The organism is Streptomyces tauricus (assembly GCF_014650955.1).
In the GTDB taxonomy this organism is placed as follows: Bacteria; Actinomycetota; Actinomycetes; order Streptomycetales; family Streptomycetaceae; genus Streptomyces; species Streptomyces tauricus.
This window is the reverse complement of the sequence record NZ_BMVY01000011.1, coordinates 75607-91698: the sequence shown is the minus strand read 5'-3', so window position 1 is coordinate 91698 and position 16092 is coordinate 75607. Positions and strand designations below refer to the sequence as shown.

The 16092-nt window shown below is 71.8% G+C and carries 16 protein-coding genes and 1 tRNA gene; 11 read left to right on the top strand and 6 right to left on the bottom strand.

The window, feature by feature from the left end:
* Window positions 1–43 precede the first annotated feature (43 nt).
* The gene (locus IE278_RS19070; RefSeq protein ID WP_189773853.1) at window positions 44–508 is read left to right on the top strand and encodes an Lrp/AsnC family transcriptional regulator; all 465 of its coding nucleotides are present in this window, start codon (window positions 44–46) and stop codon (window positions 506–508) included.
* 220 nt (window positions 509–728) lie between these two features.
* Here IE278_RS19070 and IE278_RS19065 read toward each other — a convergent pair.
* Window positions 729–802, bottom strand: a tRNA-Met gene (locus IE278_RS19065).
* A gap of 100 nt (window positions 803–902) precedes the next feature.
* On the opposite strand from IE278_RS19065, the gene IE278_RS19060 reads away from it, so the two are divergent.
* Both IE278_RS19060 and IE278_RS19055 read left to right on the top strand, forming a co-directional pair.
* Complete coding sequence (locus IE278_RS19060) at window positions 903–1598, top strand: HAD family hydrolase (protein WP_189773851.1); 696 nt, start codon at window positions 903–905, stop codon at window positions 1596–1598.
* Window positions 1599–1805: 207 nt separating this feature from the next.
* Window positions 1806–2531 (top strand): TetR/AcrR family transcriptional regulator, encoded by a 726-nt coding sequence (locus IE278_RS19055; RefSeq protein ID WP_189773849.1) that lies wholly within the window; start codon window positions 1806–1808, stop codon window positions 2529–2531.
* Here IE278_RS19055 and IE278_RS19050 read toward each other — a convergent pair.
* Window positions 2519–4021 (bottom strand): LVIVD repeat-containing protein, encoded by a 1503-nt coding sequence (locus IE278_RS19050; protein WP_189773847.1) that lies wholly within the window; start codon window positions 4019–4021, stop codon window positions 2519–2521. The genes IE278_RS19055 and IE278_RS19050 overlap by 13 nt on opposite strands.
* 193 nt (window positions 4022–4214) lie before the next feature.
* Here IE278_RS19050 and IE278_RS19045 point away from each other — a divergent pair, with 193 nt between their 5' ends.
* Window positions 4215–4871 (top strand): DUF305 domain-containing protein, encoded by a 657-nt coding sequence (locus IE278_RS19045; protein WP_189773845.1) that lies wholly within the window; start codon window positions 4215–4217, stop codon window positions 4869–4871.
* A 118-nt stretch (window positions 4872–4989) separates the two neighbouring features.
* Here IE278_RS19045 and IE278_RS19040 read toward each other — a convergent pair whose 3' ends face one another.
* Entirely contained in the window at window positions 4990–5463 is a 474-nt protein-coding gene (locus IE278_RS19040; protein ID WP_189773843.1) for a DUF6214 family protein, read from the bottom strand.
* Window positions 5464–5698: 235 nt separating this feature from the next.
* Between IE278_RS19040 and IE278_RS19035 the strand changes: the two genes are divergently transcribed.
* Both IE278_RS19035 and IE278_RS19030 read left to right on the top strand, forming a co-directional pair.
* Window positions 5699–7054 carry an FAD-dependent oxidoreductase gene (locus IE278_RS19035; protein ID WP_189773841.1) on the top strand — a complete coding sequence of 452 codons (1356 nt, stop codon included), beginning with the start codon at window positions 5699–5701 and terminating at the stop codon, window positions 7052–7054.
* Window positions 7055–7272: 218 nt separating this feature from the next.
* Window positions 7273–8772: a nucleobase:cation symporter-2 family protein gene (locus IE278_RS19030; RefSeq protein ID WP_189773839.1), complete on the top strand. Its 1500-nt coding sequence runs from the start codon at window positions 7273–7275 to the stop codon at window positions 8770–8772.
* On the opposite strand, the gene IE278_RS19025 is transcribed toward IE278_RS19030, so the two are convergent.
* The gene (locus tag IE278_RS19025; protein ID WP_373312029.1) at window positions 8692–9051 is read right to left on the bottom strand and encodes an ArsR/SmtB family transcription factor; all 360 of its coding nucleotides are present in this window, start codon (window positions 9049–9051) and stop codon (window positions 8692–8694) included. The two genes, IE278_RS19030 and IE278_RS19025, sit on opposite strands and share 81 nt — an antisense overlap.
* 138 nt (window positions 9052–9189) lie before the next feature.
* On the opposite strand from IE278_RS19025, the gene IE278_RS19020 reads away from it, so the two are divergent.
* Window positions 9190–10269, top strand: coding sequence for an NADH:flavin oxidoreductase/NADH oxidase (locus IE278_RS19020; protein WP_189773837.1), 1080 nt, complete (start codon window positions 9190–9192; stop codon window positions 10267–10269).
* A gap of 6 nt (window positions 10270–10275) precedes the next feature.
* Here IE278_RS19020 and IE278_RS19015 read toward each other — a convergent pair whose 3' ends face one another.
* Both IE278_RS19015 and IE278_RS19010 read right to left on the bottom strand, forming a co-directional pair.
* Complete coding sequence (locus IE278_RS19015) at window positions 10276–11022, bottom strand: SDR family oxidoreductase (protein WP_189773836.1); 747 nt, start codon at window positions 11020–11022, stop codon at window positions 10276–10278.
* 90 nt (window positions 11023–11112) lie between these two features.
* Window positions 11113–11682: an Rv1733c family protein gene (locus IE278_RS19010; protein WP_189773834.1), complete on the bottom strand. Its 570-nt coding sequence runs from the start codon at window positions 11680–11682 to the stop codon at window positions 11113–11115.
* 213 nt (window positions 11683–11895) lie between these two features.
* Here IE278_RS19010 and IE278_RS19005 point away from each other — a divergent pair, with 213 nt between their 5' ends.
* From IE278_RS19005 to IE278_RS18990, 4 genes are all read left to right on the top strand, one after another.
* The gene (locus tag IE278_RS19005) at window positions 11896–12981 is read left to right on the top strand and encodes a WD40/YVTN/BNR-like repeat-containing protein (RefSeq protein ID WP_189773831.1); all 1086 of its coding nucleotides are present in this window, start codon (window positions 11896–11898) and stop codon (window positions 12979–12981) included.
* A gap of 240 nt (window positions 12982–13221) precedes the next feature.
* Window positions 13222–13899 carry a uracil-DNA glycosylase gene (locus IE278_RS19000; protein WP_189773829.1) on the top strand — a complete coding sequence of 226 codons (678 nt, stop codon included), beginning with the start codon at window positions 13222–13224 and terminating at the stop codon, window positions 13897–13899.
* An 80-nt stretch (window positions 13900–13979) separates the two neighbouring features.
* Entirely contained in the window at window positions 13980–15011 is a 1032-nt protein-coding gene (locus IE278_RS18995; protein ID WP_189774120.1) for an N-acetylglucosamine kinase, read from the top strand.
* Window positions 15012–15130: 119 nt separating this feature from the next.
* The gene (locus tag IE278_RS18990) at window positions 15131–16054 is read left to right on the top strand and encodes a sirohydrochlorin chelatase (RefSeq protein WP_189773827.1); all 924 of its coding nucleotides are present in this window, start codon (window positions 15131–15133) and stop codon (window positions 16052–16054) included.
* Window positions 16055–16092: the final 38 nt, after the last annotated feature.

Below are 16092 nucleotides of genomic sequence, written 5' to 3'. Positions count from 1 at the left end.
GTTGCGCCGAATCAAATTCGGCGGGCGGACAGGGGAGGAAGCCGTGGACGAACTTGATTCGGCGATCGTGCGCGAACTGCAGGCCGACGGTCGGCAGTCCAACCGCGCCCTCGCCGGGAAGCTCGGCATCGCCCCCTCGACCTGTCTGGAACGCACGAGGCTCCTGCAGCGGCGCGGCATCATCCAGGGCTACCGGGCCGAGGTCTCCTTCAAGGCCCTCAACCGCTCGGTCCAGGCCATGGTGTTCACCCAGGTACGCCCGCTGCGCCGGGACGTGGTCACCGCGTTCGAGCAGTCGGTGACCCGGCTGCCGGAAGTCGTCTCCGTGTACACGATGGCCGGGAGCGACGACTTCCTCGTGCATGTCACGGCCCAGGACATCGACCACCTGCACGCCTTCCTCCTGGACCAGTTCACCAACCGCCGCGAGATCATCGCCTTCCGCACCTCGATCATCTACCAGCACCTGACCAACCCGGTCCTCGGCCCGCTGCCGCCCGCGGAGTAGGGACGCGGCGGCGGCGTGACGGACCGCTCTTGCGACCCGACCGAGCAATGACACGACCACGGCGGTCACTTCATCCCGTGGGAGAACCCCGACGCCTGGATGGGCGACCTGCGCCGCATGTTCCGGGGCCGCAGGCCCTGAGCGTGCGCGGGCGCCAGACGTCCCGGCTCGACGCCCGAGGGCCCGTACAGCATCAGCTGTACGGGCCCTCGGAAACGAGTAGCGGGGACAGGATTTGAACCTGCGACCTCTGGGTTATGAGCCCAGCGAGCTACCGAGCTGCTCCACCCCGCGTCGATGCCTCCACCCTACGGCATGGACGGCACCTCTCTGACCAGGGGCGCAGGAGATCGGGAGGACATACCCGGACCGCGGTGTGGGTAACTTCCCCCGCATGGCTGCCGTGTTGTTCGACTTCTCCGGGACCCTCTTCCGTATCGAATCCACCGAGACCTGGCTGCGGGCCGTACTGGCCGAGGCCGGGACATCCCTGCCGGAGCAGGAGCTGCTCCGGACGGTGAAGGAACTGGAGGCGGCGGGCGCGCTGCCCGGCGGGGCTCCGCACAGGGGCCCCGTGCCGCCGGAACTGGCCTCGCTGTGGGGCATCCGCGACGAGAGCGCCGAGGCGCACCGGGCCGCGTACACCGGAGCGTGCCGTCAGGTGGCGCTGCCCGCTCCGGAGCTGTACGACGCGCTGTACGACCGGCACATGGACCCGGTGGCCTGGCGTCCGTACGCCGACGCGATCGACGTGCTGCACACGCTTCGCGACCGCGGGGTCGCGATCGGGGTGGTGAGCAACATCGGCTGGGATCTGCGGCCCGTGTTCCGCGAGCACGGCCTCGACGCGTACGTGGGGGCCTACGTCCTGTCGTACGAGCACGGTGTCCAGAAGCCGGACGCCCGGCTCTTCGCGACCGCCTGCGACGCGCTCGGGGCCGATCCGCGCGAGACCCTGATGGTCGGGGACGACCGGCAGGCGGACGGCGGAGCGGCGACCCTGGGGTGCCGGGTCCACTTCGTCGACCATCTCCCGGTGAGCGACCGGCCGAACGGACTCCGCCCGGTACTGGACCTGATTCCCGCCTGATCCCCGCCCGACCCGCGCCAGATCCCGGGCCGTCCCTCAGCTCCGAGGAGCCCCGCAGGAAGGGCGCGCCGGTTCCTTGCCGACCGCCCGGGACGATCCCCCGCGTCGCCCCGGACGGACGGCAGCCCGGAAGTGATCCCCGAGGGGACCGGCCCGGACGCGCTGAGTATAGTTGGCTGGCAGCCAGTCAACGCAGGAGTACATAGGATGTCCCCTCGCAGCGCATCGGTCAATGAAGAGTTGCGTCGGCGTTCCCGCGAGAGGCTTCTGCAGGCGGCGCTGGAGCTCGTCGGCGAGCGGGGGTACGACGCCACGACGCTGGGCGACATCGCGGACCGCGCGGGCTCCGCCCGGGGCCTCGTCTCGTACTACTTCCCCGGCAAGCGTCTGCTCGTCCAGTCCGCGGTGCACCGGCTGATGCACCGCACGCTGGAGGAGGCGCTGGAGCGCGAGCCGCGCACCGAGGACGGTCAGGAGCGGATGGCGCGGGCCATCGACGCGATTCTGGGCCTGGCCCGGGACCACCCGGTGCTGATGCGCCAGCACATGGCGGGCATCCTCCAGGGCGAGGGGTTCAAGCAGTGTCCGGAGCAGCGCCGGCTGGCGGAACTGCTGAGCGACACCATGTCCCGCTACGGCTCACCGGACACCGCCGCCGACTACCCGATGCTGCGGGCGCTGCTGATGGGCGCGGTGTACGCGGCCCTGGTGCCCGGGGTCCCGATGCCGGTACCGGTGCTGCGGGCCGAGCTGTTCCGGCGTTACGGGCTGGAGTGGGAGCGGGGTGCCCCGCCGGGCGCCGAAGCGCCCGGCGGGACGTACCACGAGGACCTCTCACGGTTCTTCGCTCCCGGGAGCCGCGAGCTCGACGAAGGCCGCGGTCACGGTGGCGTGGCGAACCAGGAGACGGACGCGGCCGGTCAGTCGAAGTAGTCCGGCTGCGTCTGGACGTTCAGCTCGTTCAGCCGGTTCTTCTTCGCCGGATCCGTACGACGGTCATTGATCTTCAGAACGTCGAAGCCCTTGGCGATGTCGTTCGAGTAGATGTAGCCGTTGTAGTAGTACGCGGACCAGGAGCCGCCGGTGACCATGGTCGTGGTGCTCAGCGGACCGCGCTCGAAGAAGGCGATCTCCTTGGGCTTCGAGGAGTTCGTGAAGTCCCAGACGGAGATACCGCCCTGGTACCAGGCCTGGACCATGATGTCCTTGCCCTTGACCGGGATCAGCGAGCCGTTGTGGGCCACGCAGTTCTCGGTGTCGGCCTGGTGGCGCGGGATCTTGAAGTAGCTCTTGAAGACGAGCTTGCGCTTGTCACCCTTGCCGACGATGTCGTAGATGCCGTCCGCGCCGCGGTTCGGGCCCACGGCCTCGTTGCAGGTGGCCGCGCCGCCGCCGCCCAGCTCGTCCGTGAAGACGACCTTGTCGGCCTTCTGGTTGAAGCTCGCCGAGTGCCAGAACGCGAAGTTCACGTTGTCCTGGACCTGGTCGATGATCTTCGGGTTCTCCGGGTCCTTGATGGAGAACAGGATGCCGTCACCCATGCAGGCGCCCGCGGCGAGGTCCTTGGAGGGCAGCACGGTGATGTCGTGGCAGCCGGTGGTCTTGGAGACGCCCGGGTTGGTCGGGCCACCCGGGTTGCCGCCGCCGTCCGCGCCCTCACCGGGGAACAGGACGGGGAAGTTGACGACCGCTGCCTTCTCGGGCGCCTTGCGCGGCACCTTGATGATCGAGATGCCGTCGTGCGGCGGCTGGCAGTCGGGGAACGTGGCGCTCGGCGAGTACGAGGACACGTAGATGTAGACGTTCTTGCGCTCCGGCACCAGCGTGTGGGTGTGGGAGCCGCAGGCGGTCTCGACGGCGGCGACGTACTTCGGGTTCTTCTTGTCGCTGATGTCGAAGACCTTCATGCCCTCCCAGGAGGACTTCTCGGTCGCGGGCTGCGTGGTGCTGCTGCAGGAGTTGTCGCTGCGCGAGGAGTCCGTGGACAGGAAGAGCAGGTCGCCGGAGACGGTGATGTCGTTCTGCGAGCCCGGGCAGAGCACCTGGGAGACCGTCTTCGGGGCCTTCGGGTTGCTGATGTCGAAGATGCGGAAGCCGTCGTAGTTGCCGGCGAACGCGTACTTGCCCTGGAAGGCGAGGTCCGAGTTGGTGCCGGGCAACGCGTCCTTGGGGATGTTCGCGAGGTGCTGGATGTTGTCCGAGTGGACGATCTCGTCCTGCCCGGGTATCTCGCCGCTCGCTATCGCCGCTCGGGCCTCGGCCGCCTCGCTCTTGGAGACCTTCTCCGAAGTCACCGGAGCGTCCCCGGGGTCGGGGGTCGCGACCGCGGGACCTGCCGTGAGCAGGGCGGCCAGCAGGCCGGCCGCGGTGGCGGCAACTCCCAGGCGTCTGCGCCGCGTTCGGTGATTGTTCAACAGGGTCACTGCGTCCTCCCTAGTAGCCGTTCGCAGTCGAACGGTTCAGGTACCTCCGCAGTATCGTCTTCAGCATGCACAGATCAACAGGTGGCAACGCATTCGTAATGAATGTTTTTGATCATTGGCGCGCGGAAGCGTGCTAGGACGGTCATCAACACTCACGAGGTGTCTGCCGATTCATGTGCCGCAGGAGGTCACTGTGCTAGCTCGCCGTACGTCCCGCCGTCTGATCACGGCGTCCGTGACGGCCGCCGTCCTCGCGCTCGGCGGCTGCACGGGCTCCGACGACGACACCAAGGCCGCGCCCGAGACCGGCCCTTCGGTGATCGCACCGGGCAAACCGGGTGAAGCCGCCGAGACGCTGTCCGCCTCGGACGCCGCGAAACAGCGCTCCGACGACGACACCCCCAACTCCGCGGACTTCGACTACGCCCGGATGATGATCGAGCATCACACCCAGGCCATCGAGATGACCGAACTCGCCCCGAAGCAGGCCTCGTCGACGCCGGTGAAACGGCTCGCCGAGCGGATCGCCGCCTCCCAGGGCCCGGAGGTCGAGACGATGGAGGCCTGGCTCAAGAACCACGGCGGCGACAAGAAGAGCGGCAAGGGCACCGGGCACCACCACGACGTGATGCCGGGCATGGCGACCGAGGCGCAGCTGAAGACGCTGCGCGCGGCGAAGGGCAAGGCGTTCGACGAGCTCTTCCTGAAGCTGATGATCACCCATCACAACGGGGCGATCACCATGGCCACGGACGTCCTCTCCCAGGGCAACAACATCCAGATAGGCGAGATGGCCGACGACGTGATCGCCCAGCAGACAAGCGAGATCAGCCGCATGCGAGAGATGTGACGCGCCCCTTCAAGGACGCCCCTCAGGGGCGCGGGGAACTGCGCGGCGGGCCACGACGAACCCGCACCCGAGAGCCACGTGGCGGGCGGCGGGCGGCGGGCCAACTCGACAGCTGACGTCAACGCCGAACGTGGCGCGGCGCCAAGAGCCCCGCGTCCCGCGCCCCCGCGATCAGCCGAAGCGACCGCCGCCGGCTGTACCCCGTCGCGGACATCACCGCGAGCACCGGATCCCGCCCCGCCCGCTGGGCCGCCAGATACTCCCCGGCGACCAGGCGACGGCTCTCGACACCGCGCGGCAGCGCAGGGCGCGCGTGCCGCTTGTCCGGGCTCCCGTCACCGCCCGCGGCGCCCGCCTCCACGGCCGCGCCCCCGCACGCCTCGAGGAGCGGCCCCTCGATCCAGTCGGCGAGGACCGCCATGTCGTCGAGGGAGAGAGCGGGCCGGGCGCGTACGTCCTCGATGCAGACGCAGCCCTCGCACACCGCCGCGAGCAGGTCGACACCGGCGCCGTCGGCGAAGCTCAGCCGGACGTCGCACCACGTCGTGGCGGTGTCGTTCTCCCGCACTTCCCAGGCGCGCCGCACGGACACCGCCCCGTCCGGCTCATCACGATCAGAAAGATTAAGAAAGGATGTTTCCAGCACATACGCAACGTAACCTCATGATCACATTCATTGCGGACAGGCACGCACGGGAGGTCCGCGCGGCACACTGTCGGCGCAGCGACCGGTCCCGGCCGGTTCCCGCCCCTCCCCCGGCGCGCGGTGCGGTGCGATGCTGGAAGACCAGCGAGCTCCTCGTTCTCCTCGGGGAAGGGGTTGTGCCGTGCTGCAGGTCGCCGTCGTCGGCTCGGGGCCGAGTGGGGTGTACGCCGCACAGGGTCTCGTCCAGCAGGACCAGGTGCCCGGGATCCGGGTGGACGTGCTGGACCGGCTGCCGTGCCCGTACGGCCTGGTGCGCTACGGGGTGGCGCCCGACCACGAGAAGATCAAGTCGTTGCAGGGCACGCTGCGTACGGTCCTGGAGCACGAGCGGGTGCGGTTCCTCGGCGGGATCCGGATCGGCCCGGACGGTCTGCCCGCCACCCGGCTGCGCGACCTCTACCACGCGGTCGTGTACTGCGTGGGCGCCGCCACCGACCGGCGTCTCGGGGTGCCGGGCGAGGAGTTGCCGGGCAGCTGGTCGGCGACCGACTTCGTGTCCTGGTACAGCGCGCATCCGGATGTCGAGTCCGACGGCTTCGTGGTCGGCGCGCGGGCCGCGGTCGTCATCGGCGTGGGGAACGTGGCGGTGGACGTGACCCGGATCCTGGCGCGCGGCGCCGCGGAACTGAGTGCGACCGACATGCCGCAGGCGGCCCTCGCCGCACTGGCCGGGAGCCAGGTGCGGGAGATCCAGATGGTGGGGCGGCGCGGTCCCTCGCAGGCCCGCTTCACCACCAAGGAACTGCGTGAGCTGGGCGGCCTGCCGGACACCGAGGTGGTCGTGGATCCGGCGGAGCTGGCGCTCGATCCGGCGTACCTGGATCCGTCCGCGCTGCCCGCCGCGCAGCGCCGCAACGTGGAGGTGCTGCGCGGGTGGACCGAGCGTCCGCCGGCCGCCGGTTCCCGGCGGATCCGGCTCCGCTTCTTCCTGCGACCGGTCGAACTGCTCCCCGACGGCATCGGGCACGTGGGCGCGGTCCGCTTCGAACGGACCCTCCCGGACGGCCTCGGCGGCGTGACGGGGACGGGGCGGTACGAGGACGTCGAGGCCCAGTTGGTCCTGCGCTCGGTCGGCTACCGCGGGGTGCCGCTGGAGGGGCTGCCGTTCGACGCGGACCGCGGTACCGTCCCGCACCTCGCGGGCCGCGTCCTGCGGGCGGGCTCGGTCGCGCCCGGCGAGTACGTGGCGGGCTGGATCAAGCGCGGCCCGACGGGCGTCATCGGCACGAACCGCCCCTGCGCGAAGGAGACGGTGACGTCACTGCTGGAGGACGCCCCCGCCCTCGTGCACCGCGAGGTCCCGCGCGACCCGCTGGCCGCGCTGCGCGCGGAGGGTCTGCGCCCGGTCGAATGGTCCGGCTGGCAGGCGATCGAACGGGCGGAGGCGGCCCTGGGCGCCTCCCTGGGCCGGGGCGTGGTCAAACTCCCCGACTGGCAGGCCCTGATGACGGCGGCCGAGGCCAAAGACCCCCTGTAGCGGCCACCCCGTCAGGGCCGCGGAACCGCGCGAGCAGCAGCCCCTTCAAGGGCTTCAGGGGCGCGGGGGAACTGCGCGACCGGCCCCCACCGGCCCGCGGATATCCACGAACCCCTCCGGGCAGGACACCAGGCGGCAACACCCCGGAAATCAACAAACTGTTTAACGCCCGTACGGTCACGTGCAGTCCCCACTCCCCCGCCGCTCCTGGAGTGCCCATGGCAACCCCTGCCCCCGTACCCACCCCCGCTCCCGCTCCCGCACGGCAAGTGCACCCCGTGGACGAGGTCCCGCCCGTCCACAAACTGGCCGCGTTCGGCCTCCAGCACGTCCTCGCGATGTACGCGGGCGCCGTCGCCGTCCCCCTGATCGTCGGCAGCGCGATGAAGCTGTCGCCCGCGGACATGGCGTACCTGATCACCGCGGACCTGCTGGTGTGCGGCATCGCGACGCTCATCCAGTGCGTCGGCTTCTGGCGGTTCGGGGTACGGCTGCCGATCATGCAGGGCTGCACCTTCGCGGCCGTGTCTCCGATGGTGCTGATCGGGACGGGCGGCGGCGGACTGCCCGCGATCTACGGCTCGGTGATCGTCGCCGGTCTCGCGATCATGCTGCTCGCACCGGTCTTCGGGAAGCTGCTGCGGTTCTTCCCGCCGCTCGTCACGGGCACGGTGATCCTGATCATCGGCCTCTCGCTGCTGCCGGTGGCCGGCAACTGGGCGGCGGGCGGCGCGGGTTCACCCGACTTCGGCGAGCCGAAGAACCTGGCTCTCGCCGCCTTCGTACTCGCGGTGGTCCTCGGCGTGCAGCGGTTCGCGCCGGCGTTCCTGAGCCGGATCGCCGTACTGATCGGCATCGTCGTGGGCCTCGCGGTCGCGGTCCCGTTCGGCTTCACGGACTTCGGCGGGGTCGGGGACGCGCACTGGCTCGGCATCAGCACGCCGTTCCACTTCGGCGCCCCCACCTTCGAGGCGTCGGCGATCGCGTCGATGCTGGTCGTGGCACTGGTGACGATGACCGAGACGACCGGCGACTTCATCGCGGTGGGCGAGATGACCGACCGGCGGATCGAGCCCCGGACGCTGGCCGACGGCCTGCGCGCGGATGGTCTGTCCACCGTCCTGGGCGGCGTGTTCAACACCTTCCCGTACACGGCGTACGCGCAGAACGTCGGCCTGGTCGGCATGACACGGGTCCGCAGCCGCTGGGTCGTGGCCGCCGCGGGTGGCATCCTCGTCCTGCTCGGACTGCTGCCCAAGCTGGGCGCGGTGGTCGCGGCGATACCGGCTCCGGTGCTCGGCGGCGCGGGCCTGGTCATGTTCGGCACGGTCGCCGCGAGCGGGCTGCGGACCCTGGCCCAGGTGGACTTCAAGGGCAACGACAACCTGACGGTCGTGGCCGTCTCGGTGGCCGTGGGCATGCTGCCGGTCGGCGTTCCGACGGTGTACGAGAAGTTCCCCGACTGGTTCCAGACGGTGATGAACAGCGGTATCAGCGCGGGCTGCCTCACGGCGATCGTACTGAACCTGCTCTTCAACCACCTTGCGGGCAAGGGCGGTTCGGAGGCGGGGACCGCAGAGGCAGCCGGCGCGGAGGGCGCCGGTGCGGAAGGTACCGGGATTCCCGCGCAGGGCGGTTCAGCGGCTCCCGAGGCGGACGGCCTGGCGCGCGGCGGCGGCGAGGACGCTGTCGAGAAGTCCCGGGAAGAGGCCGTCTAGGTCGTCCCGGCGCAGCCCGTTCATCTTGGCGGTGCCCCGGTAGATCTGCCGGATCACCCCGGCCTCGCGCAGCACCCGGAAGTGGTGCGTGGTCGTGGACTTGGTGACGGGCAGGTCGAAGTGCGAACAGGACAGCTCGTCGCCGTCGGCGGCGAGCTCCCGCACGACCTGGAGGCGCAGCGGGTCGGAGAGCGCGTGCAGCACGGCCTCCAGCCGGATCTCCGCGCGCGGCGGGTGCGGCAGATCACGGCTGCTGCCGGTCGGGGCGGCGATCGTCACGGCGGCTCCAGTGCGTCGGGTCCGGAGGTCTCCCCGGAGTTCCCCATTGTACGAGAACTCTCGTAGTTTGACATCCGCCGTACTACGATGTCTATCGTACGAGTAGACAACCCGGCCCCCCCATGATTGGAGTCCGCCGTGAGCGCGCTCTTCGAGCCCTACACCCTGCGCGAGCTGACCGTCCCGAACAGGGTCTGGATGCCGCCGATGTGCCAGTACTCGGCCGCGCCGGAGGGCGCCGACGTGGGCGCGCCGAACGACTGGCACCTCCAGCACTACGGGGCGCGTGCCGCCGGCGGAACGGGCCTGATCATCGTCGAGGCCACCGCGGTCAGCGCCGAGGGCCGCATCTCCCCGTACGACCTGGGCATCTGGAACGACCGCCAGGTCGAGGCGTTCCGGCGGATCACGCGCTTCCTGGTGTCGCAGGGCACGGTCCCGGCGATCCAGCTCGCGCACGCCGGCCGCAAGGCCTCCACGGACCGCCCCTGGACGGGCGGCGCGCCGGTCGGACCCGACGCGCACGGCTGGCAGGCGCTCGCGCCGAGCCCGCTCGCCTTCGACGAGAGCCACCCCGTGCCGACCGAGCTGACGGTCGACGGGATCCGTGAGGTCGTCGGCCAGTTCGCCGACGCCGCACGGCGGTCGCTGGAGGCCGGCTTCGAGATCGCCGAGATCCATGGCGCGCACGGCTACCTGATCGGCGAGTTCCTCTCCCCGCACTCCAACCGGCGCACGGACGCGTACGGCGGCTCGTACGAGAACCGGGTGCGCTTCGCCCTGGAGGTCGTCGACGCCGTGCGCGAGGTGTGGCCCGCCGACAAGCCGCTGTTCTTCCGTATCTCGGCCACCGACTGGCTGGAGGAGAACGGCTGGACGGCCGACGACACGGTCCGTTTCGCCGCCGAGCTGACCGCCCATGGTGTCGACCTGCTCGACGTGTCCACGGGCGGCAACGCGGCCGGTGTACGCATCCCGGTCGGGCCCGGCTACCAGGTCCCGTTCGCCGCCCGCGTCAAGGACGAGACCTCCATGGCCGTCGCCGCCGTCGGTCTCATCACCGATGTCGAGCAGGCCGAGAAGATCCTCGCCAACGGCGAGGCGGACGCCGTGCTGCTCGGCCGGGAACTGCTGCGCAACCCCTCGTGGGCCCGGCACGCGGCCCGCGAACTCGGAGCCTCCGTGCACGTACCGGACCAGTACCACCGCTCGGTCTGACCTGATCTAGCGGCGGCCGGCGAGCCAGTCCGCGAAGCGGGTCCCGGCGAGGTGGGCCCCGGGGCCGGGCAGCAGCTCGCGGCCCCGGGGGTGCGCGCCGAAGTAGCCGACGGACTCGTCGGTGACGACCTCGCGCGGGTCCTTCTCGGCCGCCAGGCCCGTGCGGACGAACTCGTCCAAGTGCAGCTCCTCGGGGCCCGCCACCTCGGTGGTGCCCTTCAGCGGGGCCGCCACGGCGACCCGGGCGACCGCCGCGACCACGTCGTCGGAGGCGAGGGGCTGCAGGAGCGAGGAGGGCAGCCGGACCGTGTCGCCCTCGGTGGACCCGGCCGCGATGCCCTTCACGAACTCGAAGAACTGCGTGGCACGGACGATGGAGTACCCGATGCCGGACTCCTTGATCAGTTCCTCCTGGGCGACCTTGGCGCGCAGGTAGCCCGAGTCGGGGAGCGCGTCGCTGCCCACGACCGACAGGGCGACATGGTGTCCCACGCCCGCCGCGGCCTCGGCCGCGAGCAGGTTGCGCGTGGACGTGCGGAAGAACTCCAGTACCGCGCTGTCCTCGAAGGAGGGCGAGTTCGACACGTCCACGACGACCTCGGCACCCTTCAGCGCCTGGTCGAGGCCCTCGCCGGTGATGCTGTCGACGCCGGTGTTCGGGGAGGCCGGGAGGACGTCGTGGCCGTCCGCCCGGAGCCTGTCCACCAGCTTCGACCCGATGAGCCCGGTACCGCCGATCACTACGATCTTCATGGTGCGACCTTTCCGGTTTCGTCCGTCGGAATCGGACGTGTTCACCATGCTGACCGGGCAGGACCCGGATCTGTGACAGCCGGCGCCACCTCAGCCGGTCTTCCACCTCCATTGGGGGCCGACCCGCTCCCACTCCGTGTCCCACTGGTCGAACCGCCGGCGCTCCAGGCGCCCCGTGACCAGCCGCCCGCCCGCGAGGGGCACGAGCGCCGCGCTCGCGCCCACCAGGACCCCGATCAGCCCCGCCCGCAGGCTCGCCTGGGCCTCCGTGGCGGGCCTGGTGACCTGGCGCCCCTGGAGATCGCTCCACACCGTGACCCGGGTCCCCGCCGCGCTGCCCGGGTCGACCCGGGTCTGCCCCTCGTGGGTGGAGCCGTCCGCGCCGGACCAGCGGACCTCGGCCCACACCTGCTCGGAACCGGAGGCCGTGCCGGGTGCGCGCTCGGTGAGCCGCGCGGTCACGGGCCGCCACTCCACGCGCTCCCGCGCGAGGCCGAGTTCGACCGACCGCGTCGCCCACAGGCCCGCGAGTGTCCCCACGAGCACGGTGAGGAGCCCGACGGTGAGCATGGTCCACGCCTCGATCCTGTCGCTGCGCCGCCGCAGCGGATTGGGCCACCAACGCCACAGCAACGCCCTCGGACCACGCAAAGCCGCCATCGGGGCCCCTCTCCACACGCGCACACCGGACCCCCTCCCATACGGGAGAGGCCGCCCGGTTGCTCACGAGACCTGCCCCACATCGCCGCCGCACCGCCGACACCCCCCGGGAATCGCCCTGACCTGCACCGATATGCCGTCCGGGGGTGACTGTCAGTGGTGGGGTGCAGACTGGCCGATATCTGAGACAACGACGTCCGGAGGTGGATCGGCATGACCGAGGTTCTGCTCACGGTTGGCACGCGCAAAGGACTGTTCGTCGGGAGGCGGCGCGGCGGCGCGTGGGAGTTCGACGACAGCCCGTATTTCAACGCCCAGGCGGTCTACTCGATCGCGATCGACACCCGGCGGGACGTGCCGAGACTCCTCGTGGGAGGTGACAGCGCGCACTGGGGCCCGTCGGTGTTCCACTCCGACGACCTGGGCCGCAGCTGGACCGAACCGGCCAAGGCGGCCGTCAAGTTCCCCCAGGACACGGGTGCTTCGCTGGAGCGGGTCTGGCAGCTGCACCCGGCGGCGGCCGAGCCGGACGTGGTGTACGCGGGCACGGAGCCCGCCGCGCTGTACCGCTCGACGGACCGCGGCGAGTCCTTCGAGCTCGTCCGCCCGCTCTGGGAGCACCCCACCCGCTCGCGGTGGGTGCCGGGCGGCGGCGGTGAGGGTCTGCACACGATCCTGACCGACGCCCGCGATCCGCGGGCGGTGACGGTCGCCGTGTCCACGGCCGGTGTCTTCCGTACGCAGGACGGCGGGGAGAGCTGGGCGCCGGCCAACTCCGGGGTCTCTGCGGTGTTCCTGCCCGATCCGAACCCGGAGTTCGGCCAGTGCGTCCACAAGGTCGCGCAGGACGCGGCCACTCCCGACCGGCTCTATCTGCAGAACCACTGGGGGGTGTACCGCAGCGACGACGCCGGGGCGCACTGGACGGACATCGGCGGGGGCCTGCCGTCCACGTTCGGCTTCGCCGCGGCCGCGCACCCCCATCGCGGCGACACGGCGTACGTGTTTCCCATCAACGCCGACTCCGACCGGGTGCCGGCGGACCGCCGATGTCGTGTCTTCCGCACGGCGGACGCGGGCAAGAGCTGGGAGGCGCTGACCGCGGGGCTGCCGCAGGAGGACCACTACGGCACGGTGCTGCGGGACGCGCTGTGCACGGACGGCGCGGACCCGGCGGGCGTGTACTTCGGCAACCGCAACGGCGAGGTGTTCGCGTCGGCCGACGACGGCGACACGTGGCAGCAACTGGCGTCGCACCTCCCGGACGTGCTCTGCGTACGAGCCGCGGTGATCGCTTGACCCCGCGCACACGACCGGCCTCCGCCACAGGGCCGGTCTCCGTCGCACAGGTGCGCCCTGCCGCACGGCCGGTCTCCGCCGCACGGCCGGTCTCCGTTACGCGGCCGGGGCGGCGCGGGCGGTCGGGGCGGGTGGGTCCGTCGGGTGTCAACGCCCGCCGGTGGCACCGTGGATGTCACCAACGGGCGTGCGGTGGCCTCGGGTTGTTCGGCGGCCCGTGTACGGCAGTAGGGTGACGCCGTGGCACCACGACCGTTGCATGAGATTGTCGAACCCGGCTGGGCCAAGGCCCTCGAACCGGTGGCCGGACGGATCACGGAGATGGGGGACTTCCTGCGGGCCGAGATCGCCGCGGGACGCACCTACCTACCCGCGGGCCCGAACGTACTCCGCGCCTTCCAACAGCCCTTCGACGACGTCCGGGTCCTCATAGTCGGCCAGGACCCCTATCCGACCCCGGGGCACGCCGTGGGGCTGTCGTTCTCGGTCGCGCCCGAGGTGCGACCGCTGCCCGGCAGCCTCATCAACATCTACCGGGAGCTGGGCACCGACCTGGGCCTGCCCCCGCCGTCGAACGGAGACCTGACCCCCTGGACCAAGCAGGGCGTGCTGTTGCTCAACAGGGCGCTCACCACGGCCCCGCGCAAGCCGGCCGCACACCGCGGCAAGGGCTGGGAAGAGGTCACCGAACAGGCGATCCGGGCCCTGGCCGCCCGGGGAAGGCCGCTGGTGTCGATCCTGTGGGGGCGCGACGCCCGCAACGCCCGGCCCCTGCTCGGCGACCTGCCGTCGGTGGAGTCCGCGCATCCGTCGCCGATGTCGGCGGACCGCGGCTTCTTCGGCTCGCGGCCCTTCAGCCGGGCCAACGACCTGCTGACCCGTCAGGGCGGCGAACCGGTGGACTGGCGGCTGCCGTGACCGGTCCCGGCGGCGGGACCGGCAGCGGGACGACCGGCGGCGGGACCGGCGTCCTGGGGGTGGACTCCGGCGGGTCGGGGATGCGCGTCGTCCTGGCCGTCGACGGGGGCCGGACCACGGCCCCCCTGGCGTCCGGCGAGCCGGTGCGCACCGGACCGCGCGGTATCGACGCCGGACATCTGCTCGGCCAACTCCTGCCGATGGCACGGCAGTTGATGGCCGACACCGGGGTCGGCACGCTCCGGGCCGTCACCGTCGGGGCCGCCGGGCTCACCACTTTGGGTGACTCGCTGCGCGCCGAACTGCCGTCGGCGCTGGCCCGTGAGCTCGGCGTACGGCGGCTGGCCCTGGTCGCCGACGCCGTCGCCGCGTACACGGGCGCGCTGGGACAGCGGGTGGGCGTGGTCGTCGCGGCCGGCACCGGGATGATCGCGATCGGCACGGACCTGCGTGAGTGGCGCAGGGCGGACGGCTGGGGCCATCTGCTCGGCGACAGCGGCAGCGGCGCCTGGATCGGCCGGGCCGGCCTCGACGCGGCCCTGCGCGCCTACGACCGGCGGCCGGGCGGCTCGGCGCCGCTCCTGGCCCGTGTGGAAGCCGTGTTCGGCTCCGCTCCCGCCGTACCGGGCCGGCTCTATCCGCGCCCGGACCGGCCGGCCGTACTGGCGGCCTTCGCCCCCGAGGTGGCCGCCTGCGCCGACGGCGGCGACCCGGTCGCGACCGGCGTCCTGGCCACCGCGGCCCGGCACATCGCCGACTCGGCCGCCGCGGTGTGCCCCACGGAGGCGGACATGCCGTCCACGGGGGCCGACGGGGCGGGCGAGGTGTGCCTCGCGCTCACGGGCGGACTGTTCAGGATGGGCGACCCCCTCCTCGTACCGCTGCGGGCCGCGCTGGCGGAGCGGCTGCCGTACGTGCGGGAGGTGCCGGCCGCGGGCGACCCGCTCGACGGGGCCGTCGGCATCGCCGTCGAGCTGGCCGACGACCGGCTCGCGCTGCCGCGCGACGACAGCATGCTGTACGTCGTACGGGACGTCCCGGACGGCGCCGAACAGGGCGTCGCGCGTGCCGCGGATACCCCGGACATCCGTTCGCAAGATCGCTCTCCGTGATCCACAGATAACCAGGGAGATCGCTCCGCGCGTAACTCATCAGACAAAACCGGACGGATACCGCTCACCTGCACCCTCCCCGAACAGGGGAGCCCAGGAAACCAGTAACATTCGGCGCCATGAGCTCCCCCACTGGGCCCGCGTCCGGCCTGCCAGTACGAATGCCGCGACCCCGCCAGCCCGGTCGGCACCGCCGGCCGGAACCGCTGGCGGCTCCCGAGGGCGCGCCCGCGCTCGTCCTCGCGGTGCCGGGCACGCCCAGCGCCGCCACCCGCAGCCTCGTCGAGGAGGTCGTGAGCATCGCGCGCTCCGAGCTGCCCGGCCTCGACGCCAGGATCGGGTACCTCGACGGGGACGACTCCGAGTTCCCCACCCTCCAGTCGGTGCTCGCGCACGCCTCCGAGGAGCGTGCGCAGCGCTTCGAGCAGGCCCGCGCGGCCGGTGTGGACGTGGTGGAGCCCGACGGGCCCGTCGCCGTGGTCGTGCCGCTGCTCGCCGGTCCGGACAACGCGCTGCTGCGCCGCGTCCGCCAGGCCGTCATGGACAGCCGTGTCGCGGCCGACCTGACGGATGTGCTCGGCCCGCACCCGTTGCTCGCCGAGGCGCTGCACGTCCGCCTGTCCGAGGCGGGTCTGGCGCGCGCCGACCGGGCCAGGCTGTTCACCGTGGCGACCGCCGCGGACGGCATCATCCTGGCGTCCGTGGGCGGCGAGGAGGCCGTGCAGGCGGCCGGGATCACCGGCATGCTGCTGGCCGCGAGGCTCGCCGTGCCCGTGATGGCGGCGGCGCTGGACGAGGAGGGGTCGATCGCGGCCACCGCCGAGCAGCTGCGAAGCTCGGGTTCCCAGCAGCTGGCGCTCGCCCCGTATCTGATCGGCCCCGAGCTCGACCCGGGTCTGCTCGACGAGGCCGCGAAGGAGGCGGGCTGTTCCGCCGCCGAGGCGCTGGGCCCGTACCCGGCGATCGGCAAGCTGGCGCTCGCCAAGTACACGTCGGCGCTCGGTATCGCACCGCCGCAGCCGCAGGGCGCGCCGGTCCGCTGACGCGCCGGCCGGACGGTCACGCACAGGCACCAACCCCG

Coding starts and splice junctions, on each gene's coding strand:
- IE278_RS19030 (WP_189773839.1), top strand. CDS start 7,273: ATGGCAACCCCTGCCCCCGTACCCACCCCCGCTCCCGCTCCCGCACGG.
- IE278_RS19015 (WP_189773836.1), bottom strand. CDS start 11,022: ATGAAGATCGTAGTGATCGGCGGTACCGGGCTCATCGGGTCGAAGCTG.
- IE278_RS18995 (WP_189774120.1), top strand. CDS start 13,980: ATGCGCGTCGTCCTGGCCGTCGACGGGGGCCGGACCACGGCCCCCCTG.
- IE278_RS19005 (WP_189773831.1), top strand. CDS start 11,896: ATGACCGAGGTTCTGCTCACGGTTGGCACGCGCAAAGGACTGTTCGTC.
- IE278_RS19055 (WP_189773849.1), top strand. CDS start 1,806: ATGTCCCCTCGCAGCGCATCGGTCAATGAAGAGTTGCGTCGGCGTTCC.
- IE278_RS18990 (WP_189773827.1), top strand. CDS start 15,131: ATGAGCTCCCCCACTGGGCCCGCGTCCGGCCTGCCAGTACGAATGCCG.
- IE278_RS19060 (WP_189773851.1), top strand. CDS start 903: ATGGCTGCCGTGTTGTTCGACTTCTCCGGGACCCTCTTCCGTATCGAA.
- IE278_RS19010 (WP_189773834.1), bottom strand. CDS start 11,682: ATGGCGGCTTTGCGTGGTCCGAGGGCGTTGCTGTGGCGTTGGTGGCCC.